Annotated in this window: 18 protein-coding genes and 1 pseudogene; 15 read left to right on the forward strand and 4 right to left on the reverse strand. The window is 68.9% G+C overall.

Going from position 1 to position 26325, the window contains the following annotated elements:
• From RMP06_RS02775 to RMP06_RS02790, 4 genes are all read left to right on the forward strand, one after another.
• Positions 1–141, forward strand: a 141-nt coding sequence (locus tag RMP06_RS02775; RefSeq protein ID WP_460826231.1) for an EF-Tu C-terminal domain-related protein, incomplete at its 5' end; no start/stop codon positions are given.
• Between the two features lie 99 nt (positions 142–240).
• Positions 241–552 carry a 30S ribosomal protein S10 gene (gene rpsJ / locus RMP06_RS02780; RefSeq protein ID WP_110401797.1) on the forward strand — a complete coding sequence of 104 codons (312 nt, stop codon included), beginning with the start codon at positions 241–243 and terminating at the stop codon, positions 550–552.
• Positions 553–803: 251 nt separating this feature from the next.
• Complete coding sequence (locus RMP06_RS02785) at positions 804–1679, forward strand: DUF7092 domain-containing protein (RefSeq protein WP_310460253.1); 876 nt, start codon at positions 804–806, stop codon at positions 1677–1679.
• A 109-nt stretch (positions 1680–1788) separates the two neighbouring features.
• A complete protein-coding gene (locus RMP06_RS02790; RefSeq protein WP_310460254.1) occupies positions 1789–5322 on the forward strand; it encodes a Dyp-type peroxidase in 3534 nt (1177 codons plus the stop codon).
• Here RMP06_RS02790 and RMP06_RS02795 read toward each other — a convergent pair.
• A complete protein-coding gene (locus RMP06_RS02795; protein ID WP_310460255.1) occupies positions 5312–8398 on the reverse strand; it encodes an ATP-binding protein in 3087 nt (1028 codons plus the stop codon). The genes RMP06_RS02790 and RMP06_RS02795 overlap by 11 nt on opposite strands.
• A 591-nt stretch (positions 8399–8989) precedes the next feature.
• Between RMP06_RS02795 and RMP06_RS02800 the strand changes: the two genes are divergently transcribed.
• From RMP06_RS02800 to RMP06_RS02850, 11 genes are all read left to right on the forward strand, one after another.
• Positions 8990–9238: a winged helix-turn-helix domain-containing protein gene (locus tag RMP06_RS02800; protein ID WP_310460266.1), complete on the forward strand. Its 249-nt coding sequence runs from the start codon at positions 8990–8992 to the stop codon at positions 9236–9238.
• Between the two features lie 138 nt (positions 9239–9376).
• Positions 9377–10759, forward strand: coding sequence for an adenylosuccinate lyase (gene purB / locus RMP06_RS02805; RefSeq protein ID WP_310460256.1), 1383 nt, complete (start codon positions 9377–9379; stop codon positions 10757–10759).
• 13 nt (positions 10760–10772) lie between these two features.
• Complete coding sequence (pyrF, locus tag RMP06_RS02810) at positions 10773–11597, forward strand: orotidine-5'-phosphate decarboxylase (protein WP_310460257.1); 825 nt, start codon at positions 10773–10775, stop codon at positions 11595–11597.
• A 16-nt stretch (positions 11598–11613) separates the two neighbouring features.
• Positions 11614–13437, forward strand: a complete 1824-nt coding sequence (locus RMP06_RS02815) for an ABC transporter substrate-binding protein (RefSeq protein WP_310460258.1) — start codon at positions 11614–11616, stop codon at positions 13435–13437.
• Positions 13438–13506: 69 nt separating this feature from the next.
• Positions 13507–14598, forward strand: a complete 1092-nt coding sequence (locus RMP06_RS02820; protein WP_310460259.1) for an AMP-binding protein — start codon at positions 13507–13509, stop codon at positions 14596–14598.
• 426 nt (positions 14599–15024) lie between these two features.
• Positions 15025–15534, forward strand: a complete 510-nt coding sequence (locus tag RMP06_RS02825; protein WP_310460260.1) for a SixA phosphatase family protein — start codon at positions 15025–15027, stop codon at positions 15532–15534.
• A gap of 108 nt (positions 15535–15642) precedes the next feature.
• Positions 15643–16374: a phosphate/phosphite/phosphonate ABC transporter substrate-binding protein gene (locus RMP06_RS02830; RefSeq protein WP_310460261.1), complete on the forward strand. Its 732-nt coding sequence runs from the start codon at positions 15643–15645 to the stop codon at positions 16372–16374.
• Positions 16375–16506: 132 nt separating this feature from the next.
• A complete protein-coding gene (locus tag RMP06_RS02835; RefSeq protein ID WP_310460262.1) occupies positions 16507–18684 on the forward strand; it encodes a 3-hydroxybutyrate oligomer hydrolase family protein in 2178 nt (725 codons plus the stop codon).
• 54 nt (positions 18685–18738) lie between these two features.
• Positions 18739–24465, forward strand: a complete 5727-nt coding sequence (gene uvrA / locus RMP06_RS02840) for an excinuclease ABC subunit UvrA (protein ID WP_310460267.1) — start codon at positions 18739–18741, stop codon at positions 24463–24465.
• A gap of 77 nt (positions 24466–24542) precedes the next feature.
• Positions 24543–24833, forward strand: coding sequence for a BrnT family toxin (locus RMP06_RS02845; protein WP_310460263.1), 291 nt, complete (start codon positions 24543–24545; stop codon positions 24831–24833).
• The gene (locus RMP06_RS02850) at positions 24820–25125 is read left to right on the forward strand and encodes a BrnA antitoxin family protein (RefSeq protein WP_310460264.1); all 306 of its coding nucleotides are present in this window, start codon (positions 24820–24822) and stop codon (positions 25123–25125) included. Before RMP06_RS02845 ends, RMP06_RS02850 begins: the two co-directional genes overlap by 14 nt.
• Before the next feature lie 36 nt (positions 25126–25161).
• On the opposite strand, the gene RMP06_RS02855 is transcribed toward RMP06_RS02850, so the two are convergent.
• The 3 genes and pseudogenes from RMP06_RS02855 to RMP06_RS02865 form a co-directional block, all read right to left on the reverse strand.
• Entirely contained in the window at positions 25162–25614 is a 453-nt protein-coding gene (locus tag RMP06_RS02855; RefSeq protein WP_293995174.1) for a DUF2442 domain-containing protein, read from the reverse strand.
• Entirely contained in the window at positions 25611–26039 is a 429-nt protein-coding gene (locus RMP06_RS02860; RefSeq protein WP_310460265.1) for a DUF4160 domain-containing protein, read from the reverse strand. Before RMP06_RS02860 ends, RMP06_RS02855 begins: the two co-directional genes overlap by 4 nt.
• A 56-nt stretch (positions 26040–26095) precedes the next feature.
• Positions 26096–26325 (reverse strand): annotated as a pseudogene (locus RMP06_RS02865) (hypothetical protein); the annotation flags it as partial.

Raw genomic sequence — 26325 nt, forward strand, 5'->3', positions numbered from 1 at the left:
GAAATGGTCATGCCGGGCGACAACGTGTCGATCACGGTCAAGCTGATCGCCCCGATCGCCATGGAAGAAGGTCTGCGCTTCGCCATCCGCGAAGGCGGTCGCACCGTCGGCGCCGGCGTCGTCGCCAAGATCATCGCCTGAACTTTTGTGTGACGGTGGCGGGGCGCTGCAAGGTGCCCCGCCCTTTCCTGTCCGCGGCCGACCTCGGTGGGCCGCATCGCTCTTTTTGAAAGACCAGTCATGCAAAAGCAAAAGATCCGCATCCGCCTGAAGGCGTTCGATTACAAGCTGATCGACCAGTCGGCCCAGGAAATCGTCGAAACCGCCAAGCGCACCGGCGCCATCGTCAAGGGCCCCGTGCCCCTGCCGACGCGCATGCAGCGCTTCGACATCCTGCGTTCGCCGCACGTCAACAAGACCTCGCGCGACCAGTTTGAGATCCGCACCCACCAGCGCCTGATGGACATCGTGGACCCAACCGACAAGACGGTTGACGCCCTGATGAAGCTCGACCTGCCGGCTGGCGTGGACGTCGAAATCAAGCTGCAGTGATGCACCGCACTCGGGCAGCATCCGCTCTCCGGATGACACCCGAATGAAAAAAGCGACCTTCAGGGTCGCTTTTTTTCGTCCGAACCCCCATCCCCACCCTCAACGGACGCCGGGAGAGCACCACGACTGGTAACAGAAAGGGCTATTCAGCAATACCTTTTCATCCCTCCAGGGGAGGGGCAATGTGGCTCAAGATCGCTAAAGTGAAACCATAGAAAACACTGGCACGCCACAGGACAGGGAGGCCGTCGATGGACAATATCCGGGAGCGCGTCAGCATTGCAACGCTGCAGGCCGACCTGTTCGGCAGCAGTAGCCAGCCCGCACAGATCGTGGAGTTGCAGCTCGTCGGCGAGCGGCTGGTGGTCCGTGGTCAGGGGTTTTGTCAGCAAGTGCCTGTCCGCCAGATCCGCTGGCCACACGCAGGAGATTCCAGCAGCAGCAGCAGCCTGCTGGAGCTGCCCGACGGCGCCCTGCTCCACTGCCGGCCCGATCCGTTGCTGACCCAGTGGAGCGAATCCGTGCGCGCAGGCAGACAGCCCCGGCGCGGGCAGATGCGGAACGTCGGATTGGCCCTGGCCGCCGCCCTGCTGGTCTGGGCGGGACTGCCGGTCGCCGCGGAATCGATGCTCCCGCAGGTGCCGCACCAGATCGATCGGCACATCGGCCAGCGCCTGCTGGACCGGCTTGATGCCCTGTGGCTGCAACCCAGTGACCTGCCTGCACAGACCCAGCAGAACTGGCGCCAGCGCCTCACCGACGCGGTGGCCCAGGCCTGCCCCGACGCACGCCTGCCTGCCTGGAACCTGCAGTTCCGCCACGGCCGTGGCGACGACCGCAACGCAGGCGCCATCGGTCTGCCCGGCGGCACCGTCGTGCTGCTGGACGACCAGCTTGGCAGCGGTACGCTGAACGCCGTGTGCCGCGAGCTGGGCCAGCTCCAGCAGCGCCAGGGCATGCGCACCCTGGCGCGCCAGCAGCCGGTGTCGCTGCTGATGGGGGTGGCCTTTGACGACTTCAGCTCCACGGTGGCGGTGGCCTGGCCCGTGCTCGCGCAGCACCTGCCCTTCATCGGCCCGACCAGCGCGGGCGCAGGCCCCGGTGGCCAGCGCATCGCTCGGCGTTGAACCTCCTCAATTCTGAGGACGACAGGCTGCTGCGGCTCGCTTAAATTGGAAATCCACATCCGCACCGATGTCCATTTCCATTGTTCCGATTCGCCAGGGGGCGTCTTCCATGCCTGACAAGAACGCGAGCCTCCAGCTCGCCGGCATCACCAATCTCAGCCTGATGGCCCCGATCAAGACGGGGTTCGTCGACAGCTTCGACACACTCACCCACGTCGCCCGCCTGCAGCAGGTGCTGGTCACGCTCAACGGCATCCGGCAGGCGGGGCGTGAATCGGCGGTTCCGCTGTCGCCCTTCCCGGACCCGGTGGGGCGCTTCGACATCGTCCACTTCTTCCGCTTCGCCATCGTGCCCCCGGACGCCGAGGCACTGGCCGCCGGGTCGCTGCGTCACCGCCTGTTGCTCAGCGTGACCTTCGACGGCGGCTGGGAGCCCTACATGCGCGTCATCTGGCGCGACCTGGGCACGCTGCTGGACCTGATGCTCTGCCACTGCGAGGACTACCCGCTCTCCCACAGCAACCCTTGCGAAACCTACCTGCAGTGGGTGCGCAAGAACGAGGTCAAGGGTGGATTCTTCTACGCCGAGGCAGGTACTTCGGTGCTCGACCAACGGCTGATGAAGGAACTCGTCACTCCCACCGGACCCGGGACACCGCAGAAACTCGACGCGACGGAATGGCAGCAGCGGGCCAGCCTCTTGCCGGCAGCCCAGCTCCACCGGATCGGCGCCACCGCGCTGCGCGCCATCCGCAGCTTCCACGCGCTGAAGAACTTCTTTCCCAACAACCTCTCCGGCGACGAAGGCATCCTGCTGCGTGGCATGAACGATGTGCTGCGCGAGGTCCGTGCGATCGGCCTGTCCACGCTGCTCGCACCGGACGACGGCCTGCGCAAGCTGTACGGGCCGGTGATCGAGTGGTTCGACCGCGCTGGCCCTGGGGATGGCGCAGCGCGGTCCCCAGCCGCCGCACGGATCAACCCCGGTGACGTGCAGGGCGGCATCCTGAGCAGCCCGACCGACACCACCCACGGTGCGCTGGTGCTGCTGCGGGTCACCAACGCCGCGCACGCGCTCGACGCGCTGGCGCACTGGCCCGTCTGCACCGAGGCGGACAGCGCCGAGCCGCGCCGCCTGCGCCTGAACGTGGCGCTGACCTACACCGGCCTGAAAGCGCTGAAGCTGCCCGCGGCGCGGCTGGAGCATCTGCCGCAGGAGTTCATCGACGGCATGGACGCCCGCGCCGGCGTGCTCGGCGATCTGCACGGCCACCACCCCGACCGGTGGCAACCGCCGCACGCCCTGTCACCTGCGGGCAGCCCGTCGCGCATCGCGCTGTCGGCGGTGCATGTGGTCGTGCAGTTGCGCGGGGCGTTCGGTGCGGGCGTGCGGCCGCTGCCACCGGGCATGCTCCATCCGGGCCTGCGCGCCGAAATCGATGGGCTGCAGGCGCCCGACACCGGCCTGAAGGTGCTGGCGATCGAGCCGATGCACCGCAACCTCGTCGCCCCTGGCCGTGCCGTCTCGAAGGAGAGTTTTGGTTTCCAGGATGGCTTCAGCCAACCGAGCCTCGCACCCTATGCCGGTCCGGACCGGCCGCGCTGGTCCGACACCGTCGCACCCGGCGAGCTGCTGCTGGGCTATCCGAACGACCGGGGCGATGCCCGCGTGCCATCGACGCCGGATGCGCTGCTCGACAACGGCAGTTTCCTCGTCGTGCGCAAGCTGGCGCAGCAGGTGGAGCGGCTCGACCAGCTGCTCGACGCCCAGGCCCGCGCGCTGCAAGTGCTGCATGGCCCCACCGCGCCCACCACCGCCGATCTGCGCACGCTGATGATGGGCCGCACGCCGGACGGCACTCCGCTGGCGGCAACGGCGGCACCCGTCGAACGTCCGAATGACTTCAACTACGCAGTCGCCGGCACAGACAGGCCCGTGGAAGGACTGTGCCCCTTCCAGTCGCATGTGCGGCGGGCCAATCCGCGCGACACGCACCAGGTACCAGCGCCCATCCCGCGCATTGCCCGCCGCGGCATGTCCTACGCCAGCGGCTCGGGCGAGCGCGGCCTGTTCTTCATGGCCTACAACGCCAGCATCGCCGAGCAGTTCGAGGTGATCCAGCGCTGGATCAGCGGCGGCAACAGCAGCGGGCGCCTGTCCTGGCAGAGCGACCCCTTCCTCGGTGTGCCGGTTCCCGGCGGCAAGCCGCGCAGCTTCCAGTTCACCTGGCGCGGCCAGTCCATGTCGATCGACCTCGGCACCGAGGCGCTGGTCGAGCTGCGCTGGGGGCTGTACCTCTTCGCCCCGTCCATCACCACGCTGCGCCAGATGCGGCACTGGCTGGCCGCACCGGCCCCCACGCCACCGGCACCGCCCGCCCCACCGACCGACTACGCCACCTGGAAACGCCGCATGGAGGACAGCACGCTGCGCGAGTCGGCCTGGGCGACGGTGCGTGCGCAGCCGGGCGGCGTGCTGCGCACGGAGTACGGCGTGCTCGTCGGCAGCAAGGCGGCGGTGGCGGAGGTGTTCCTCGACGCCCGCCAGCACTACTCGGTCCACGGCTACGGCGAGCGCATGCGTGCCTCGGTCGGCCTCGGCTACCTCGGGCAGGACGGTGACACGGGCCACGCCGCCACCGCGCCGGCGGTCAACGCCGTGATCGAGACCCTCCGCGAAGACCAGGCTTACGACGAAACCTACCGCATCACCACCGCCCTGCTGCGCGCCCTGCGCACGGCGCTGCCCGACGTCGAAGTGGCGGCCGGGGTGCCGGTCGATCTGCCGGAGTTGTGCGAAACCGTGCTGGGGCAGCTCTGCACGCTGTGGTTCGGCCTGCCCGACCCCGCCGGCAACTACATGACCGTCGGTCCCTGGGACACCGAGTCCCGCACCACGCCGACCTGCCCCGGGCACTTCGTCTCGGCCTCGAAGTTCATCTTCTCGCCGCGCCCCGGCGAGGTGGTGCGCCAGCACGGGCGCCACCAGGGCCGCCTGCTGCGCGACATGGTCACCGAGTACCTGCGCCTGGCGCCGCCGGCCAGCTTCGGCCCGCTGACCCGCGGCATCGTGCAGGCGCTCGGCGGCGGGCAGGTCACCGCCGCCAACGCCGACCTGCTCGGGCGCACCCTCACGGGGGTGATGCTGGGCTTCGGGCCGACCGTGCTGGGCAACCTGCGCACGGTGCTGGGCCGCTGGGTCATGGACCGCAGCCTGTGGGATCTGCAGGCCGCCCTGCGCGACGCCGACGGCCCGCCGCCCCACGCCTACATGCTCGCCAACGCCGCCCTGCGCAAGCCGCTGATGGACACGCTGATGGCGCGCCCGACCCCGGAAGTGGTCTGGCGCACGGCGCGCGAGGACCACCGGCTGATGGGCGTGGACATCCGCGAAGGCGACCGCCTCATCGTCGGCATCGCCTCGGCCACGCAGGCCGATCTGGCGGCCGGTGTGCGCGACATCTACACCGTGTTTGGCGGCAGCCGCACACCGGGCGACTGGCCGGGCGAGGCTGCACCGCTGCACGCCTGCCCGGGCTTCAGCATGGGCATCGGCGTGATGCTCGGACTGGTCAGCGCGCTGCTGGATGCCGGCACGCTGCGCGCCACCGCGTCGCCGAACACCCTGGTGCTCACCGCGTGAGCAGGCGCAGCGCGCGGGCCTGCGCCAGGTGCCAGGGCATGGCCATCAACTCGAAGGCGGCCTCGGCCGGGTCGAGCCATTGCCGGGCGCGACCGGCATTCCCGCCGATCAGGACGATGCGGGCCGCCATCCACTGTGTCACCGCCAGTTCGTGGGCCGAGTCGCGTGCATGGGCCACCCGCAGCGCCCGTGCAATGCCACGCTCCGCACGGGCCAGATCCCCGGCCTGCGCCGCAGACCAGGCCATCGCCCGCGCAGCCATCGAGCCACCCAGCAGATCGCGCCGCCGCCCGCGCTGCAACGCCCGCGCGGCGTGGGTGCGCGCCTCGGTCAGCCGGCCAGCACGGACCAGCCCGTCGGTGAGCCAGCCGTGGTTGAGCGACTCGAACAGCCCACCCTCGCGCGGCGCCAGCCAGGCCGTGGCATCCAGGACGCTCTGCAGCGCGGTGTGCGAGCCGTCCAGCATCCACTGCGCATAGCCACCGGCCGCGCGACTCATCGAAAACGAAAACAGGCTGCGTACCTGTTCGCCGATGCGGTAGGCCTCGGCCGCCGTCTGGCGAGCCTCCTCCCAGCGGCCCTGCCACAGCAGCACCGCCGCCCGCCAGCCACGGATGGATGCCCCTACCTCATGCCCGGTGTCGCGCACGACATCGAGCGCCTCGTCGAACAGCGCGCTCGCCAGCGCGAAATCCCCGCGGTCGCCCTGCACCGCCGCCAGGCAAGCCAGCGTGTAGGCCAGCCCCACAGCCGTGCCGCGGCCAGAACGGTGCTGGCGCTTGATGTCCGACGCTTCGCGCAGCAGGTGGATCGCTGGCGCGTAGTCCGCCGACGAAGCCAGCGCCTGCCCGAGCGTTGCGCAGATCTGCACTTCCAGCGGTCCGTCGCCCACCTGGCGGGCCAGCGCCAATGCCCGCTCGCCATGCCGCACGCAGGCCTGCGACTCGCCCAGGGCGTAGTGCAGATAGGCCAGCCAGTACAGCGCCTTGGCCTGGATGCTTGGGTCTTCCGTGAGATCAGCCAGCTCCACCGCACGGCGGAACAGCACCAGATCCTGCCGCGAGGCATCGAACACGCAGGCCAGCCCGAGGCGCTGCGACAGGCGGATCCAGTGCAGCAGCCGTTCACGCGACGGAGGCAGCTGGTCGAGCGCCACCAGCGCGGCGCGGTACTGCACGCGCGCCCGGTCCAGCGACGACGCGGCCAGCGCCTTGTCGCCAGCCAGCTCGGCAAAGCGGGCGGCCTGCTCAGTCTGGCCCGCCGCGCCATAGTGGTAGGCGAGCACCTCCAGGGATTCATCCGAATCACCGGGCGGGCGGTGTTGCTGGATGGCCTGGGCGATGCGCGTGTGCATGGCACGGCGCTGGTGCAAACCGACCGAATCGTAGATGACGTCCCGGGTCAGGCCGTGCTTGAAACGCAGGGTCTGGGCACGCTCGCCGGGAAAGATGAAGTCGAGTTCGGCCAGGGCCCGCACCAGCGGATGGTCGCCGCCACAGCCGGTGACCACCTCCAGCAGCCAGGTCGGCACGACATTGCCAATGACGGCCGCCGCCCGCAGCAGCTCGATCTGCGTGGCGGGCAGGCGCGACAGGCGCGACTCGATCAGGATGTCCAGCCACGCCGCACCGCCGTGGGGACGGCCGACCGGGCGTTCGCTGTCCGCCTGGGCCATCGAATGGCACAGCTCCTCGATGAACAGCGCGTTGCCACCGGCATAGCGCTGGATGGTCGCGGCCTCGAAGGGGTCGATGCCCGGCAGCAGGTGCTGCACGGTCTGCACCGCCTCGGCGTCGTTGAACGGCGGCAGTTGCAGCGGCTCGGCGCCGATCAGGTTGAGATCGGACGGCGCCAGCTCGCGGGCGGTGATCAGCACCAGGATCGGCTGGTGGTCGATCGCGCGCACGGCGGTCAGCGTCTGGCGCGAGGCCTCGTCGGCCCACTGCCAGTCGTCCAGCGCCAGCACCAGCGGCTGCTGGCGGGCCAGCGCGGCCATCAGGTCGCGGAGCGCGCCAATCAGCGCCTCGGCCACCAGCCGCCGCGGCGGCGCGCCGAACACCGCCGTCGGATCCGGTAGCGACAAGGCGCGCAGCAGCACGCCACAGTGCACGGCGAGTGCCGGGTCGATGGCCTCCAATCGGCGCGCCACCTCGGCAGCAGCCAGCGCGGGGGTCTGTCCGTGCGTCAGACCGAACAGCTCGCGCAGCATCTGCAGGAAAGGCTGGAAAGGCTCGGCGCTGAGCGGGTTCTCGCAATCGCCCCGCACCACGCAGCAGGCCAGCGGCGTCTGGCGGGACAGGAACTCCTGCACCAGCCGCGTCTTGCCCACTCCGGCAGCACCCAGCACCGCGACACACTGCAAGCTGCCAACCTGGGCCTGCCCCAGGCGCTGCGCCAGCAGGTCCAGCACCTCGCCGCGGCCGATGAACGGCAGCAGGCTGCGCCGGCGCCGCGCCTGCTGGCGGCCGGTCTCGCCAGCCCGACCGAGGATGCGGTAGGCGGACATCGGCTCGACACGGCCCTTGACGCTCACGTAGCGCAGCGGACTGGTCTCGAAGTAGCGGAACTCCGGTCCGAGCGCCTCCTCGCTGACCAGCACCTCGTCACGGCCTGCAGCCTCGCACAGCCGCGCGGCCAGATTGGGCACCGTGCCCATCAGATCGAAGCGGCCCCGCACGGCATCGCCGTCGTCCAGCAGCACCAGCCCGGAGTGGATGCCCGAGTGCAGCGCCAGCGCCAGGCGCGCGCCGCAGCCCGTGTCCGGCGCCATCGCTCGCACCACCTCGTGCAACTCCAGCGCCGCCTGCGTGGCGTGGCGGGCGTCGTCCTCGCGGGGACTCGGGTAACCGAAGATCGCCAGCGCGCCGTCACCCTGGATGCGGACCACCGTACCGCCGTGGCGGGTCAGCACCTCGGTGTAGGCCTGGCGCAGATCAGCCAGGATCACCGCATACCACTCCGACTCCATCGAACCACTCAGGCGTGTCGAGTCACACAGATCGGAAAACACGACCGTCAGGTACCGGCGATGCTGGCCCCCGGGCGGAGTCAGGGCGTCTGTGGTCTGGTCAGTCATGTTGTCCCAACGTGTGCATTGCCAAGGTTCTTGTAGCGTCTTGCGTCGATTATTTCTCCGCCCCCAGTCCCCCACCGTGTCCTCAGGACTGAGTACATGCCTTGTAGTGGTGCAATACCGTTGCATGTGAAAAAACGTAAAAATACCGGCAAGCCAAGAACGTGACTTTTTCACACATCACGGCACAGCAGTACGGCCCATGCACAAGCTCTCCGCCCACCACACCCCCACGTTGCTGGGCCTGCGTCTGCCTGATGTATTTCGGCTGTCGGACCGTCTGGACGGATTGACGGCCACTCTCTGAAACATTTTGCTTCAAATGGGGTGCGCGTTTTGTCACGCACCAGGGGGAATTCAGCCTCCTAGACTCGCTCCGTCGATGAACTGACCGGAGCCTGCACGTGACCCCGGCGACACCTGGCGGACTGGCCAACATCCTCGCCGCGACGCGGATGCTCGGTGCGTGGGATGCAACGCTGAACCAGTGGGGCAGCGCGGCACCGCCTGCGTCGAACGGAGCCGATCCCACGGCCCGCCCAAGCGCAAACGCAGGCCGGTGCCATCACCGCGCAGGCCACGCTGAGCGTGCAGATGCTCGACGGCCTGCAGATCTGGGTCGGTTCCGCGCAGGTGCTGGACCTGCCGCGCGGCAAAGCGCGCGCATTGCTGCTGTACCTGCTGCGGCACCGGCGACGGCTGACCTCGCGGGCACGTCTGTGCAGTCTGTTCTGGCCGGACGCCGACCCGGCGTCCGCCCGCAACAACCTCAACGTCATCCTGCACCGTGTGCGGCGCCAGTTGCACGACCCCGCGCTGCTGCTGCAGTTCTACAACGCCTGAACTCCGCGGCACGGCGGAGCCAGCCGCACACCGGCCCCGCCCTCGGACAGGCCGCCTCCCCTCTCGGGGTTGGCGGCCTGTCCGCATGTGTGGCCGGTAAAATCACCGCCCAACGCTCCCACCGCATCGAGTCCGACCATGCCCCTCTCCCAGTTCACGCCCCTGACCGCCCTGTCGCCGCTCGATGGCCGCTACGCCGCCAAGGTTTCTGCCCTGCGCCCGCTGCTGAGCGAGTTCGGCCTGATGCACCGCCGCGTGCAGGTCGAGATCGAGTGGTTCATCGCGCTGTCGGACGCCGGCTTCGCTGAATTTCCGGCGCTGTCCGAGGCGGGCCGCGGCCTGCTGCGCTCGCTGGTGATCCACTTCAAGGAAGCCGACGCGCAGGCCATCAAGGACATCGAGAAGACCACCAACCACGATGTGAAGGCGGTCGAGTACTGGATCAAGCGCCGCATCGCCGGCCACGCCGAACTGGAAAGCCGCGGCGAGTTCGTCCACTTCGCCTGCACCAGCGAGGACATCAACAACACCAGCCACGCGCTGATGCTGAAGAGCGCCCGTGACGAGGTGATGCTGCCGATGCTGGACAAGGTGATCGCGAAGATGACCGCGCAGGCGCAGCAGTTCGCCAGCGTGCCCATGCTCAGCCGCACCCACGGCCAGACCGCCAGCCCGACCACCGTGGGCAAGGAAATCGCCAACGTCGTGGCCCGCCTGAAAAACGCCCGCGCCCGCATTGCTGACGTGAAGCTGCTGGCCAAGATGAACGGCGCCGTCGGCAACTACAACGCCCACCTGTCGGCCTACCCCGAGCACGACTGGGAAGGCTTCAGCCGCGGGGTCATCGAAGGCCCGCTGGGTCTGACCTTCAACCCCTACACCATCCAGATCGAGCCGCACGACTACATGGCCGAGCTGTTCGACGCCTTCACCCGCGTCGACACGATCCTGATCGACTGGGCGCGCGACGTGTGGGGCTACATCTCGCTCGGGTTCTTCAAGCAGAAGACCAAGGAAGGCGAGGTCGGCTCGTCCACCATGCCGCACAAGGTCAACCCGATCGACTTCGAGAACGCCGAGGGCAACTTCGGCCTGGCCAGCGCGCTGCTGACGCACCTGGCGCAGAAGCTGCCGGTGAGCCGCTGGCAGCGGGATCTGACGGATTCGACCGTGCTGCGCAACATGGGCGTGGCGCTGGGGTACGCGCTGCTGGGCTACGACAGCCTGCTGCGCGGGCTGGACAAGCTGGAGCTGAACGCGGCGGCGCTGGCCAATGACCTCGATGACGCCTGGGAAGTGCTGGCCGAGCCGATCCAGACGGTGATGCGCCGCTACAGCCTGCCGGAGCCGTATGAGCAACTGAAGAAGTTCACGCGCGGGCAGCCGATGACGGCGGCGTTGATGCGCGGGTTCGTCACCGATCTGGCGCTGCCGCAGCACGAGAAGGACCGGCTGCTGGCGATGACGCCGGGGAGCTACACGGGGATGGCGGCGGAGTTGGCGCGGCGTATCGGCGGCTGACCGGCAGACCCCCATGACCTTCACCACCCAGCTCGCCCGCGCCACGCGCCTGCACCACTCCCTCCTGTGCGTCGGCCTCGACCCCGAACCGTCGAAGTTCCCCGGCGCCTGGGCGGGGGATGCGGAGCGGATCTACGACTTCTGCGCCGCGATCGTCGATGCCACGAAGGATCTCGTCTGCGCCTTCAAGCCGCAGATCGCCTACTTCGCCGCCCACCGCGCCGAGGACCAGCTCGAACAGTTGATGGCGCACATCAAGGCGGTGGCGCCCGACGTGCCGGTGATCCTCGACGCCAAGCGCGGCGACATCGGCTCCACCGCCGAGCAGTACGCCCGCGAGGCCTTCGTGCGCTACCAGGCGGACGCCGTGACGCTGTCACCGTTCATGGGCCGCGACACGATCGAGCCCTTCCTGGCCTACGCGGACAAGGGCGTGATCCTGCTGTGCCGCACGTCCAACCCCGGTGGCAACGACTGGCAGATGCAGCGCCTGGCCGACGTGCCGGGCCAGCCGCGGCTGTTCGAGCACCTCGCCAACCTCGCGCACAGCGAATGGAATTCGACCGGCCAGCTCGGGCTGGTCGTCGGCGCGACCTTCCCCGCCGAGATCGCGCGGGTGCGGGCGCTGGCGCCGACGCTGCCGTTGCTGATCCCCGGCGTGGGCGCGCAGGGCGGGGACGCCGAGGCGACGGTGAAGGCCGGCCTGACCGACGCCGGCACGATCGTCGTCAACAGCTCGCGCGCCGTGCTTTACGCCAGCCGCGGGGAGGACTTCGCCGAAGCGGCCCGCCGCGTGGCCCTCGCCACGCGCGACCAGCTCAACGCCGCCCGCGGCTGAACCCCCGGAGGCGCCTGTGACCCCGACGCGACGTGATCTGCTGACCGCCGCTGCGGCCGGCGCCGGCCTGATGGCCACCCCGGACTGGCTGCACGCGGCCGAGGCCGGCGCAGCAGCACCGCTCAAGGTGCTGCGCTACGCCTTCCCGGCGGCCGAAACCGGCTTCGATCCGCCGCAGGTGAGCGACCTCTACTCGCACACCATCACCGCGCACATCTTCGAGACGCTGCTGGAGTACGACCACCTGGCGCGGCCCTTCCTGATCCGGCCCTGCACGGCGGTCGCGCTGCCCGAGATCGCCGACGACCACCGCAGCTTCACGCTGAAGATCCGCCCCGGCATCCTGTTCCACGACGATCCCGCCTTCAAGGGCAAGCCCCGCGAGCTGACCGCCGAGGACTACGTCTACACCCTCAAGCGTTACTACGACCCGGCCACCAAGAGCCCCGGCCACACCTCCTTGGAGGAGCAGGGAATCATCGGGCTGCAGGCGCTGCGTGACGAAGCGATCAAGGCGAAGAAGCCCTTCGACTACAACCGGCCGGTGGAAGGCGCGCAGGCGCTGGACCGCTACACGCTGCGCTTCCGGCTGCGCGAATCGCGGCCCCGGTTCCTCTACACGCTGGCCGGCATGGAAGCGATGGCCCGCGAAGTCGTCGAGTTCCACGGCGACAAGATCGCGGAACACCCGATCGGCACCGGCCCGTTCCGCCTCGCCGAGTGGCGGCGCAGCTCGATGATCGTGATGGAGCGCTTCACCGGCTACCGCGAACGCTTCTACGACGCCACACCCAATGCCGACGACACCGAGGGCCAGGCGCTGCTCGAACGCTTCAAGGGCCGGCGCATCCCCATGCTGGACCGGGTGGAGGTGTCGATCATCGAGGAGGCCCAGCCGCGCTGGCTCGCCTTCCTGAACGGCGAACAAGACCTGCTGGAGCGCGTGCCGGCCGACTACATCCCGCAGGCGCTGGTGAAGGGCGAACTCGCGCCGCACCTCGCCAGGAAGGGCATCCGCAAATACCGCATCGCCGGCTCGGACGTGACGATGACGGTGTTCAACATGGAAGACCCGCTGATCGGCGGACTGGCGCCGCAGCAGGTCGCGCTGCGCCGCGCCATCAGTCTCGGACTCGACATCAAGCGCGAGATCCGCCTCGGCCGCCGGGGTGAAGCCGTGCCCGCGCAAGCCGGTATCCAGCCCGGCACCTACGGCCACGACCCCGCTCTGCGCACGGAGATCGGCGAGTACCAGCCGGCCCGCGCCCGCGCCCTGCTCGACACCTGGGGCTACGTGGACCGCGATGGCGACGGCTGGCGCGAGCGGCCGGACGGGTCGAAACTGACCATCGTGATCCTGACGCAAGCCGACCAGACCAGCCGCCAGCTCGACGAGATCTACAAGAAGAACATGGACACGCTGGGCCTGAAGGTCGAGCTGAAGGTCGGCCAGTGGAGCGAGAACCTCAAGTCCACCCGCGCCGGCAAGTTCATGCTGTGGCGTGTCGGCTCCAGCGCTGGCTCGCCGGACGGGCAGGGCGCACTGGAGAGCGGCTACAGCGCCTCGGTCGGCAAGGGCAACATGGCGCGTTTCCAGTTGCCGGCGTTCGATGCCGTCTATGACCGCATCACCGCACTGCCCGACGGCCCCGAGCGGCTGGCGGCCTTCCGCGAGGCCAACCGGCTGATGCTCGCCTACGCGCCCTACCGCTTCCATGTCCACCGCCTGATCACCGACCTGACCCATCCGCAGGTGATCGGCTACCGGCGGGCACCGTTCTGGCTGAACTGGTGGCCCTACCTCGACATCGAAGCGCAGAAGGCACCGACACCAAAATAGCCGACACGGGGTTGTTTCTGATAAAAAGTTGGCATCTTTCGCTGTAACAGCCGAGCACTGGATCCCGACATGGCGCCGAACGGCCCCCAGATCAACTACGCCCGCCAGGTTTTCCGCCACGCCGATGCGGCACAGGGGGCCGACATCCCTGCTCTCCTGTTCCGCAACGAGCGGCTGCACGACGCTGGACGCACGCTCACGCTGGGCTGGCCGGAGCTGCAGCGCGAAGTGGCTTCGCTGGCGGTGGCCTTGCGGGGCATGGGGGTGCAGCCGCTGGACCGTGTCGCTGCTTACCTGCCCAATGCACCGCAGACGGTGGCGGCCTTTCTCGCCTGCGCCAGCCTGGGGGCGGTCTGGTCGGTGTGTTCGCCAGACCTGGATGCGCAGGCCGTGCTCGACCGCTTCGGCCAGATCGCGCCCAAGGTGCTGATCGCCTGCGACGGCACCACCCGCGGCGGCCGTGACCACGACCGACTGCCCACCGTCCACGCACTGCTGGCCGGCCTGCCCAGCGTCACGCACCTGGTGCTGTGGCCCTGCCTCGACAGGGACGCCGAGGTGGACGAGTTCCTCCACTCTGGCCGCCATGCCTACGACCTGCGTCCGTTGCTGGCCGGTGATCCGGATTTCACGCCGCTGGCACTGCCCTCTGACCATCCGCTGTGGATTGCTTACGCCAACGACACCGGCGGCTTGCCCACGCCCAGCGTGCAGGACCACGGCAGCGCCGTGCAGGCGGCGGTCCAGCACAACGCCCAGCAGCGCCTCGGCGCCACCACCGACACCGGAGACCGCTTGCATTGGTCCTGTACGCCGGGCGGGGCGCTGTGGATGCGGCAAGTGGGCGGCCTGCTGGGTGGCACGACCCTGTGCCTCTTCGACGGCCACCCCAGCGGCAGCAGCGAAACCCCCGATGGGGCACGCCTGTGGCAGTTCGTCGCCGAGACCGGCGTGACCTGCCTGGGCGCAGACGCAGCCTTCTACGCCGACGTGGTGCAGGTGGACACCGATCTGCCCCACGTGGCCGACCTGTCCGCGCTGCGCACCCTCGTTTCGACCGGCCCGCGGCTGGCATCAGCGTGTGTCGAGTGGCTGCAGACACACCTGCCGCAGATCGATGGCCAGCCCGTCGCGATCACCCAGGACGCAGGTACTGTGTGACGATCCGGTGCAGGAGTGTTACAGCACGCATCGAAAACTCCTGAAACAAACCGGCTGAGGAATCCCCGAATCAGGTGGTCATCGTGCAAAAAATGGGTAATTTGCACGTTTTAAAGCCCCTCCAACCCAGATCCTCCCCGGAAATTTCCCAGCCCTTGCCTTGGTACGGGCCAGATCTGGTTACTTGCACTGCACGGCGACGTGCGTCAATGCATTCCATGTTGTCCTGGGACGCACCGGGCAACGGCAACGACTGCGCAGCGCACGCCCCGTGCGGCGCGCTGACGGTGGCGCTGTTGGAATCTGACGATCCCATCGCCGCGGGCTGAGGTGCAGAGAGCGCCAGAATCAGACCCCACGCGACAAGGAGCCGGATTCCAACAGCTTCCCTCCCGGCACCCCGCGCCCGGGAAGACAATGTCCCCCGTGATCACCCGCCTGTACTTTCTCCGCCACGCCACCGCGCAGGACCGGCACCTGCCGATCCCCGACGCTGAGCGCACCCTCACCGAGAAGGGCCTCGGCCAGGCGCGCGCCGTGGCCCGGTTCTGCGAGCGCCAGGGGCTGCAGCCACAGCGCCTGCTCAGCAGCCCGCTGGTGCGCGCCGTCGAAACGGCCACCCAGTTCAGCCAGCACCTGCCCGACTGCCCGCGGCCGCAAGTCGTCGACTGGCTGCGCCTGGGCACCCCGGTGGTGCAGGCCCTGCGCGAGCTGCGCGAGGCCGTCAACGCCAACAGCGGCGCCACCGCCGACGCCGACTCCCTCTGGCTGGTCGGCCACGAGCCGGATCTGTCCGACCTCATCAGCCGCCTGCTCGGCAGCAGGTACCCGATCGTGCGGGTGAAAAAGGCCTCGCTGACCTGCATCACGGTCGAGCCGCATGGCGAACAGCCAGGGCAGTTGCTCTGGTCCGTCCCCTGCGCATTGATGGGCTGAGGGACGGATGGACTGAAAAGAACACCGGAAGTCCCTCGGGACTCCTCGGATCTGGCGGGGCCGCCGGTGCAGACAATCAGACCCACCGCTCCGATGGGTCTCCCGCACATGTCCACCCGCTACCGCCTCTCCGTCAGCCCGCACGACACTGCCCGCAATCTGGCAGGCTGGTTCCTGCTCAACACCTATCTGCAGCGCAAGCTCGGGGTGGCGATGCGGTTCGAGCCGTCCGACAATTTCCAGGACGAACAGGACCAGGTGCTGGCCGGCGGATTCCATCTGGCCTACGCCCACCCCTTCAGTGCACGGAGGTACGTCCACGAACGCGGGTTCGTGCCGGTCGCCCGACCGATGGGGGTGTACGACGAAACGCTGCTGGTGAGCCGGCAGGGCGCCGGACTGCCCGCGCAGCGTCCGCTGCGCGTGGCCTCGGCCTCGGAGCAGCTGCTGGTGCATGTGCTGGGCTTGACCCTGCTCGACCAGCACGCGGTCAACCCGGACGACTGCCAGCTCCAGTTCACCGGCAACCACGTCCGGGCGGTGCAAGCCGTGCTGGACGGCCGCGCCGACGTGGGCTTCGTCTACAACGAGACGTGGCACGGGCTGAGCGCCTCGACCCGCGAGGCGCTGGAGATCGTGTCCGCCACCACGCGGCAGGTGGCCTCGCACTGCTTCTGCGTCGCCCCCGAGCTGGCCGACCGGCTTGACGAGGTGCGCGAGGTGCTCTGCAGCATGGGGGCCGATCCGGCGGGCCGGAAGATCCTCGACGACCTGCGCATCAGCGGCTTCGAGGCGATGGAGGCCGATGCACTCGACCAACTCGCCAATCTGGTGCATTGACCGGCGGCAGCGCACCAAGATCGACTCAGTGTTTTCACTGAGTCGGGGGATTTAGGCATGTTGTGCATCGACCAGCGTGGCAAGGTCAACTGACCCGGCGCCTCAGCCGGGCACTTGCCCTGGGAGATTCCAATGAACAAGCCGATCCCGAACGCACGCACCGCCCCGAAACGCACCCCCATCGCCGCCGCCGCCCTCGCCGCCCTCGTCCTGGGCGGCTGCGCCTCCAGCAGCAGCGAAGACATCAACACCCTGCCCGCCGGCCTGTCCGGCGCCATCGCCGAGAAGGTCTATGACGGCGCCACCGACGACCTGCTGACCGCCGGCCTCGGCAAGACCGGGTTGATGGGCGCCGCCCCCGCCTACGCCGTACCGGCCACGCCCACGGCGCCTGAGCTGCGCCGCAACGCCATCTACAACAACTACCGCGCCCTGGTGGACTACACCGCCGCGGGCGGCATGGGCGTGCTGTACGGCCCGAACATCGACCTGAACGGAGGCAACACGCTCGGCGAAGGCAAGATCGCCGGCCGCGAGTACATCGCCTATGCCGACGACGGCACCGGCAAGCAGAACGTCACGCTGATGGTGCAGATCCCCGACAGCTTCCAGCCCGGCCGGCCCTGCATCGTCACTGCCGCCTCCTCCGGCTCGCGGGGTGTCTACGGCGCCATCGGCACGGCGGGCGAGTGGGGCCTGAAACGCGGCTGCGCGGTCGCCTACACCGACAAGGGCAGCGGCAACGGCCTGCACGACCTCACCAGCGGCGCCGTCATGGCCCGCGACGGCACGGTGCTCAACGCCGCCACCGCCGCCGGCAAGGCGCTCTTCCAGTCCGCCGCCACCGCGTCGGACGTGACCGCCTTCAACACCGCCACGCCCAACCGCGTCGCCTACAAGCACGCCCACTCGCAGCAGAACCCCGAGAAGGACTGGGGCAAGCACACGCTCGACGCGGTGCGGCTGGCCTTCTACGTGCTCAACGAACGCTACGGCAGCCCGACCGCCGTCGATCCGAACAAGAAGATCCGCACCATCGTCCCGGCCAACACGATCGTCATCGCCTCGTCGGTGTCGAATGGCGGCGGCGCGGCATTGGCCGCGGCCGAGCAGGACACCGAGGGCCTGATCGACGGCGTGGCGGTCTCCGAACCGAACGCCCAGCCCGGCGCGAACACGGGCCTGACCATCCAGCAGGGCGCCGCCACGGTGGCAACCCACAGCAAGCCGCTGCTCGACTACTTCACCTACGCCAACGTCTACCAGCCCTGCGCCGCGCTGTCCGCGCAGGCCAGCCAGGTGCTCGCCGCCGCGTTCTGGCCGGCGGCGTTCACCACGGCCGCGCAGAACCGCTGCACCGCCCTCGCCGCCCGCGGCCTGCTGACCGGCGTCACGCTGGCCGCACAGGCCGATGCGGCGCTCGCCAAGCTCAACACCTACGGCTGGCAGGCCGAGAGCAACTTCTTCCACCAGTCGCACTACCGCTTCGCCACCAACGCGATCGCCGTCACCTACGTCAACACCTACGGCCGCTTCAGCGTCACCGACAGCGTGTGCGGCTTCAGCATGGCGAACACGACCGCGACCGGCGATGTCGCCGCGCAAGTCGCCGCCACGCAGGCCGGCCTGTTCGCCAGTGGCAACGGCATCCCGCCGACCGGCGGCGTGAACCTCGTCTACGACCGGTCGGTCGGCGGCGCGAAGCTCGACTTCCTGGCCACCTCGCCCACCAGCGGCACGGCCGACTTCGCGCTCGACGGCGCGCTGTGCCTGCGCTCGCTGGCCACCGGCAAGGACGAAGCCACGGGCGCCACGCTCACCGGCGCCCTCAAGGCGCAGTCCGACCGCGTGATCGCTGGCGTCAACGCGGTGCAACTGACCGCCAAGCTGCGCAGCAAGCCGACGATCATCGTGGCGGGCCGCAGTGACACGCTGCTGCCGATCAACCACACCGCCCGCGCCTACTTCGGCAAGAACCAGTTGAGCGACAGCGCCAGCGACGCCGCCAAGGTGCGCTACATCGAGGTGACCAACGCGCAGCACTTCGACACCTTCATCGCCTTCGGGGCGCTGCTCGGCTACGACACCAAGGCCGTGCCGCTGCACCCGTACCTGAACCAGGCGCTGAACGCGATGTGGACCCACCTGACGACCGGCGCGGCGCTGCCGGTCAGCCAAGTGGTGCGCACCACGCCGCGGGCCACCAGCGCCACCGCGCTCTCGGCGGCCAACGTGCCAGCGATCGCCACGGCGCCAGTGGCGGCTGACCAGATCGTCATGACGGGATTGACACTCAAAGTCCCGGACTGACGCACAGAGGCGCCACGTCCCTAGAATGTTCCGCTTCGCCCCGCGAGAACATTCCTGATGACCGGCCTGATCCGAATCCGTGGCGCCCGCCAGCACAACCTCAAGAACCTCGACCTCGACATCCGCACGGGTGAGCTGACGGTCGTGACCGGCCCCAGCGGGTCGGGCAAGTCATCGCTGGTCTTCGACACGCTCTACGCCGAAGGCCAGCGGCGCTACGTCGAGACCTTCTCCGCCTACGCCCGCCAGTTCCTCGACCGGATGGACCGGCCGGCGGTGGATTCGGTGGAAGGCGTGCCCCCGGCCATCGCCATCGACCAGACCAATCCGGTGCGCACCAGCCGCTCCACGGTCGGGACGATGACGGAGCTGAACGACCACCTGAAGCTGCTGTTCGCCCGCGCCGCGCAGCTCTTCGACCAGGACACCGCGCAGGCCGTGCGCGAGGACGATCCTCAGAGCATCTGGCTCGACCTGCAGGCACGCAGCGCGGCGGCGGGTGATCCGCGGCTGGTGATCACCTTTCCGGTGGAACTGCCGGCCACGGTCACGCCCGAGGAAGTCGCGCAGTGGCTGTCCGCCAGCGGCTACACCCGCGTGCAGGCCGAGCGCGTCGTCGCCACGCCGACCGGGCCGCGCAAGGTGCTCGATGTCGTCGCGGATCGGTTCCGGTTCTCGAATGCGGAAAAGGTGCGGGTGGTCGAGGCGCTGGAGGCGGCGTTGAAGAGGGGGAGCGGGCGGTGCAATGTGTATGCGGGCACCGATGACACGGCCGAAGTCTGGCGGTACAGCCAGGGCCTGCACTGCCCGGAATCCGAGCGCCGCTACAGCACGCCGCAGCCGTCGATGTTCTCGTTCAACTCGGCCTTCGGCGCCTGCGAGACGTGTCGCGGCTTCGGGCGGGTGATCGGGGTGGACTTCGGGCTGGTGATCCCGGACCACCGCAAGACGCTGCGCGGCGGTGCGGTCAAGACGCTGCAGACACCGGCGTGGCAGGAGTGCCAGGACGACCTGCTCAAGTATGCGGGCGACGCCGGCATTCCGCGCGACACGGCGTGGAGCCAGATGAGCGCGGTGCAGCAGGCGTGGGTGATCGACGGCTCGCCGAACTGGACGGGCGAGTGGAAAGCGCAGTGGTACGGCGTGCGGCGCTTCTTCGAGTACCTGGAGAGCAAGGCTTACAAGATGCACATCCGCGTGCTCTTGTCGAAGTACCGCAGCTACACGCCCTGCGGCGTCTGTGGCGGGGCGCGGCTGAAGCTGGAATCGCTGCTGTGGCGCCTCGGCGAGAAGGGGCAGGCGGATCTGGCGCTGCCGGCGGAGAAACGCTTCCTGCCGGTCGGCGTGAAGTGGTCGCGGACGCAGCTCGAAGCCCTGCCCGGCCTGAGCCTGCACGACCTGATGCTGCTGCCGATCGACCGGATGCGGCGCTTCTTCGACGGGCTGGACCTGCCCTCGCAGTTGCTCGATGACGCGCTCGAATTGCTGCTCGACGAGATCCGCACGCGGCTGAAATACCTCTGCGACGTGGGCCTGGGCTACCTGTCGCTGGACCGGCAGAGCCGCACGCTGTCGGGCGGCGAGGTGCAGCGGATCAACCTGACGACCGCGCTCGGCACGTCGCTGGTGAACACGCTGTTCGTGCTGGACGAGCCGTCGATCGGGCTGCATCCGCGCGACATGGACCGCATCAACCAGGCGATGGCGCGGCTGCGCGACGCGGGCAACACGCTGGTGGTGGTCGAACACGACCCGGCCGTGATGCTCGCCGCCGACCGCATCATCGACCTCGGCCCCGGTCCGGGGACGCAGGGCGGACGCATCGTCTTCGATGGCACGCCCGAAGACCTGAAAGGCGCCGAGACGCTGACCGGCGCCTACCTCGGCGCGCGGCGCACGATTGGCCTCGGCCTTGCGCGGCCGGTCTTGGACAGCACGCCGCGCCTCGTACTCGAAGGCGTGCGCGAACACAACCTGAAGAACGTGACGGTCGAGTTCCCGCTGCAGCGGCTGGTCTGCGTCACGGGCGTGAGCGGCTCGGGCAAGTCGTCGCTGATCCAGGACGTGCTGGCCCCGGCGCTGGCGCGGCATTTCGGGCAGGCCACCGAGTCGCCCGGCGCCCACGACCGGCTGCTCGGCGCGGACTGGCTGAGCGACGTGGTGCTCGTCGATCAGAACCCGATCGGCAAGACGGCACGCTCCAACCCCGCGAGCTACGTCGGCGCCTTCGACACGATCCGCGACCTGTTCGCCGCGCTGCCCGAGGCACAGCAGCGCAGCTACACCGCCGGCATGTTCAGCTTCAACGCGGGAGACGGCCGCTGCCCGACCTGCGGCGGCTCGGGCTTCGAGCACGTCGAGATGCAGTTCCTCAGCGACGTCTACCTGCGCTGCCCGGACTGCGACGGCACGCGCTACCGCGCCGAGCTGCGCGAGGTGAAGATCGAGCGGCTGGGCAAGCAGATGTCCATCGCCGACGTGCTGGAGCTGACCGTCGCCGACGCGGTGCGGCTGTTCGCGCAGGACCGCGAGGTGGTGCGGGCGCTGCAGCCGCTGGCAGACGTGGGGCTGGATTACGTCAAGCTCGGCCAGCCGGTGCCCACGCTCTCGGGCGGCGAGGCGCAGCGGCTGAAGCTGTCCGGCTTCCTCGCCGAGGCCGCGAAGAGCGCCAGTGCCACCAAGCAGAAGCTGGCGAAGAAGGGCACGCTGTTCCTGTTCGACGAGCCGACCACCGGCCTGCACTTCGACGACATCGCCAAGCTGATGCGGGCGTTCCGCAAGCTGCTGGAGGCCGGGCACAGCCTGCTGGTGATCGAGCACAACCTCGACGTGGTGCGCGCCAGCGACTGGATCGTCGACCTCGGGCCGGAAGGCGGCGAGGCGGGCGGCGAGCTGGTGGCGGAGGGCACGCCGGCCGATCTGCGGGCGCATCCGACGAGCCACACAGGGAAGTCGCTGCGCGAGTACGAAACAGCCCTCGGCCACGGCGGCCTGCGCGTCGAGGAAGGCGTGCCGCTGCAGACCATCGTCAAGGCGCGCCGCGAACGCGCCCGGCTCGCCCACGACGACTGCATCCAGATCGTCAACGCCCGCGAGCACAACCTCAAGGGCCTGTCCGTCAACATCCCCCGCGGCAAGTTCACCGTCATCACCGGTGTCTCCGGCTCCGGCAAATCGACGCTCGCCTTCGACATCCTCTTCAACGAAGGCCAGCGCCGCTACCTGGAGAGCCTGAACGCCTACGCGCGCAGCATCGTGCAGCCGGCCGGTCGCCCCGAGGTGGACGCCGTCTGGGGCATCCCGCCGACCGTCGCCATCGAGCAGCGCCTCTCGCGCGGCGGGCGCAAGAGCACCGTGGCGACGACGACCGAGGTCTGGCACTTCCTGCGGCTGATGTACGTCAAGCTCGGCACGCAGTACTGCCCCGCCTGCAGCGACTTCCACGCGCCGTCCGAGCACTGGGTCGCCGTGCAGCCGCAGACGCCCGAGTCGATCGCCGCGCAACTGCTGCGTGACCACCGGGGCCAGCACATCGGCCTGCTCGCGCCGCTGGTGATCGGGCGCAAGGGCGTCTACACCGACCTCGCCAAGTGGGCCAAGGGCAAGGGGTATGCGCACCTGCGGGTGGACGGCGAGTTCCTGCCGACCGACGCCTGGCCCAAGCTCGACCGCTACAAGGAGCACACGATCGAGCTGCCGGTGGCGGACCTGCTGGTCGATGTGTCGAACGAGGCGCGGCTGCGGGCGGCGCTGGCCGAGGCGCTGGAGCATGGCAAGGGCGTGCTGCACCTGCTGACGCCGCTGAAGTCGGCGCTGACGGCCAAGTCGCTGTCCTTGTCGCTGGCGGCGGGCTTCCTGTCCACCGCGTTCCGCAGCAAGGCCAAAGTGTTCTCCACCAAGCGCGCCTGCCCGACCTGCGGCACCAGCTACCCCGAGCTGGACCCGCGCATGTTCAGCTACAACAGCAAGCACGGCTGGTGCCCCGAGTGCGTCGGCACCGGCCTGACGCTGACCGGCGAGCAGCGCAAGGCGCTCGACGACAGCGTGAAGGACGACGGCGACAAGGGCCGCGAGAAGACCTTCACCGAGCCGGAGGTCGAGGGGCTGGCGGAGGACAAGACCTGCGGCACCTGCGCTGGCGCGCGGCTGAACCCGGTGTCGCGGGCGGTGCGCTTCCGCCAGGTCTCGATCGCGGAGGTGGCGGCCAAGTCGGTGGACGACGGCCGGCGCTGGATCGAGGCGCACAAGCTCGACGGCCGCGAGTCCGCGATCGCACGCGACGTGGTCACCGAGATCCGCAACCGGCTGAGCTTCCTCGGCGACGTGGGCCTGGGCTACCTGACGCTGGACCGCGCCGCGCCCACGCTCTCCGGCGGCGAGGCGCAACGCATCCGGCTCGCCGCGCAGCTCGGCAGCAACCTGCAGGGCGTGTGCTACGTGCTCGACGAGCCGACCATCGGCCTGCACCCGCGCGACAACCGCATCCTGCTCGACGCGCTGCACAAGCTCGGCAGCGCCGGCAACACGCTGGTGGTGGTCGAACACGACGAGGACACCATCCGCCGCGCCGACCACATCATCGACATCGGCCCCGGCGCCGGCAAACGCGGCGGCCAGGTCACCGCGCAAGGCACCGCCGCCGAGCTGATGGCCAACCCCGACTCGATCACCGGCCGCTTCCTCAACGCCCCGCTCCAGCACCCCACCCGCCCGCGCCGCCCGGTCGAGCCGGACGGGCCGGTGGTGACGCTGCGCGGGGCGTCGCTGCACAACCTGCAGCACGTGGACGTGGAGGTGCCGCTGGCGCGGCTGGTGGCGGTGACGGGCGTGTCGGGTTCTGGCAAATCGACGCTGGCCCGCGACGTGCTGCTGGCCAACGTGCAGGCGATCGTGGCGCACAAGCTCGCGGGGAAGAAGGCCGGCGAGCGCCCGGCGTGGGTCGGCTGCACCGGGCTGGAAGGCTGGAGCAACATCGACCGCGTGCTGGAGGTGGACCAGACCCCCATCGGCAAGACCCCGCGCTCCTGCCCCGCCACCTACATCGGCTTCTGGGACACCATCCGCAAGCTCTTCACCGAGACGCTGGAGGCCAAGGCGCGGGGCTACGCCGCCGGGCGCTTCAGCTTCAACACCGGCGACGGGCGCTGCCCCGGCTGCGAAGGCCAGGGGCTGCGCACCATCGAGATGGCCTTCCTGCCGGACGTGAAGGTGCCGTGCGACCTGTGCCACGGGGCGCGGTTCAACCCCGAGACGCTGGCCGTGACGTGGCGGGGAAAAAGCATCGGCGACGTGCTGCAGATGGAGGTGGACGAGGCCGTCGGCTTCTTCGCCAGCATGCCCAGCATCGCCCACCCGCTGCAGTTGCTCCAGGACGTCGGCCTGGGCTACCTCACCCTCGGCCAGCCCTCACCCACCCTCTCCGGCGGCGAGGCCCAGCGCATCAAGCTCGTCACCGAGCTGAGCAAGGTCCGCGACGACGTCACCCGCCGCGGGCAGCGGGCGCCGCACACGCTCTATGTGCTCGACGAGCCCACCGTCGGGCTGCACATGGCGGATGTGGAGAAGCTGATTCGGGTGCTGCATCGGCTGGTGGATGCGGGGCACAGTGTCGTGGTCATCGAGCATGACCTTGACGTGATCGCGGAAGCCGACTGGGTGATCGATCTGGGGCCGGAGGGTGGATCAGGCGGCGGACAGGTTGTGATTACCGGGACTCCTGAGGCTGTGGTGAAGAGCAAGAGTCACACGGGGGTGGCGCTCAAGCCGGTGCTCAGGCGATAAGCAGGCGCTGCATCCAAGTAAATCTACAGTTTGCAGTGCTGTTTTGTATATACAAAAATACGCTACCATGAGGTCACATGGAACGATACTTCGAGTGGGACGATCAGAAGGCGGACATCAACTTCCGCAAGCACGGCATCCGGTTCCAGGAAGCCGCAGCGGCCTTCGACGACCCGTTTGCCGTATCGGAACAAGACCGCATCGAGCACAACGAACAGCGTTGGCAGACCATCGGCATGGTCGGCGGCTGCCTGCTGCTGTTGGTGGCGCACACGGTGCGCTTTGAAGACGAGGGCATCGAGGTCGTTCGGATCATCAGTGCCCGCCGCGTGGACCGAAAGGAACGGAGGCGTTATGAGCACGGTTAGGTACAAGCAAGGCGAGCTGCCGCAGATAACCGAGGAACGCAAGGCGGAACTCAAGGCGTTGGCAGAGCGGCCGGACAGCGAGATCGACTACAGCGACATTCCGCCGCTGGATGAAACCTTCTGGGCACGGGCCGTCCCCAATCCGTTCTTCAAGCCGGTGAAGACGCATGCCTCGGTGCGGATCGATTCGGACGTGCTGCTGTGGCTCAAGAGCCAGGGCAAGGGCTACCAGACCCGCATGAATGCGATCCTGCGCGAGGCCATGATTCGCTCGCAGCAGCACAAGGCTTGAACGGGCGGGGGACGACCCTCAGGCGCTGACAGCGCGTCAGATCGCCTCGGCCTTGCGGGGCCGGCCGCCTTTGCGCCCGTTCTCCCGCGACGCCTGCGCCTTGGCCTCGGTGCGCCGGCTGCCGTTGCGCACGGCGATCACCGTCGCCGCCAGGTCCATCAGCGGCTGGCTGGCCGACACCAGCCCCGCGATCGAGACGTGCAGATCCCGCGCCTCCAGGCACAGCGCCGTGCCGCCATAGCCGATCGCCAGCCCCTCCAGCTCGGCCACGCCCAGCGCCGACAGTTCGGGGTAGTTCTTCACCGGCAGCAGCACCGCGCTCTGGTCCGCAAAACCGATCAGCAGGGACTGGTACGCCGGCAGGTACGCCACCGACAGCGCGTGCAAGCCCGGATGGCGCCGCTGGCGACCTCGGGCGGTCGCCTTCGCCAGCACCGAGGCGGTCACGGGTTCGTCGAATCGGTCCTGGGCCTTGATCACTGTCGTCATAGCTCGATCTCCACCGGGCCGGAAGCACCGGCCAGTTGCAACACGGTCTTGTACGCCTGCGCATCGAAATGGCTCGACTGGATTGCCAGCGCACCGAGCCGCCGCTCCCTGGGACTCACCACCGTCTGCGTGTTCGGATCCCAGCGCTGGTTTTCCAGGCAAAGGGTCCGGCGACTGATCCACCAGAGTTCCCTGGCTCGCCGCAGATGCGCCGGCTGCCGAATCACCTGCCGCAAGTCCTCCAGCACCGACACGTTCGGCTCATTCTCGGCCGGCGTGACATCCCACAGCCGCACGCTGTTGTGCCAGAAGCTGAACTGGAAGCGAGCATCCCACTTGGCCGTGCCGACATGGACATGGGGCGGGCAGTGCTCGTTGCGCGTCAGCACGGCAATGACCAGCTTGTGGTGTGTGCAGACCTTCATCTGTACCTAGCTGTTGGGTTTCAAGCAGTGTACATCTGCTCTGCCAGCCCCCAACGTCACTGCGGCTTGGCGCCCGGAAGGTCTTCCGCCTGGGTCCAGACCGCATCGGGCAGGGGCGGGGCGTCGCTGTAGCCGATCTGCTCATCCCAGGGCAATTGCATCACCGTATCAGTCGGTAACGGCTGCCTGCTGAGCCAGTGAAAACGTCTGCTGAGTGCGCGGCGTGATGCTACAACGGCCTCCCGAAAACGCAGCAAATCAGAGTCAGCAGGATGCAGGCGAGCAC

It is taken from the genome of Sphaerotilus sp. (genome assembly GCF_031429695.1).
Classification (GTDB): domain Bacteria; phylum Pseudomonadota; class Gammaproteobacteria; order Burkholderiales; family Burkholderiaceae_C; genus Sphaerotilus.

Bases quoted from the DNA above. Each gene is read 5' to 3' on its own strand.
- RMP06_RS02860 (WP_310460265.1), bottom strand. From the start codon at position 26,039: ATGAAGGTCTGCACACACCACAAGCTGGTCATTGCCGTGCTGACGCGC.
- pyrF (WP_310460257.1), top strand. From the start codon at position 10,773: ATGACCTTCACCACCCAGCTCGCCCGCGCCACGCGCCTGCACCACTCC.
- RMP06_RS02820 (WP_310460259.1), top strand. From the start codon at position 13,507: ATGGCGCCGAACGGCCCCCAGATCAACTACGCCCGCCAGGTTTTCCGC.
- purB (WP_310460256.1), top strand. From the start codon at position 9,377: ATGCCCCTCTCCCAGTTCACGCCCCTGACCGCCCTGTCGCCGCTCGAT.
- rpsJ (WP_110401797.1), top strand. From the start codon at position 241: ATGCAAAAGCAAAAGATCCGCATCCGCCTGAAGGCGTTCGATTACAAG.
- RMP06_RS02830 (WP_310460261.1), top strand. From the start codon at position 15,643: ATGTCCACCCGCTACCGCCTCTCCGTCAGCCCGCACGACACTGCCCGC.
- RMP06_RS02795 (WP_310460255.1), bottom strand. From the start codon at position 8,398: ATGACTGACCAGACCACAGACGCCCTGACTCCGCCCGGGGGCCAGCAT.
- RMP06_RS02800 (WP_310460266.1), top strand. From the start codon at position 8,990: ATGCTCGACGGCCTGCAGATCTGGGTCGGTTCCGCGCAGGTGCTGGAC.
- RMP06_RS02785 (WP_310460253.1), top strand. From the start codon at position 804: ATGGACAATATCCGGGAGCGCGTCAGCATTGCAACGCTGCAGGCCGAC.
- RMP06_RS02855 (WP_293995174.1), bottom strand. From the start codon at position 25,614: ATGACGACAGTGATCAAGGCCCAGGACCGATTCGACGAACCCGTGACC.
- RMP06_RS02845 (WP_310460263.1), top strand. From the start codon at position 24,543: ATGGAACGATACTTCGAGTGGGACGATCAGAAGGCGGACATCAACTTC.
- RMP06_RS02850 (WP_310460264.1), top strand. From the start codon at position 24,820: ATGAGCACGGTTAGGTACAAGCAAGGCGAGCTGCCGCAGATAACCGAG.
- RMP06_RS02790 (WP_310460254.1), top strand. From the start codon at position 1,789: ATGCCTGACAAGAACGCGAGCCTCCAGCTCGCCGGCATCACCAATCTC.
- RMP06_RS02835 (WP_310460262.1), top strand. From the start codon at position 16,507: ATGAACAAGCCGATCCCGAACGCACGCACCGCCCCGAAACGCACCCCC.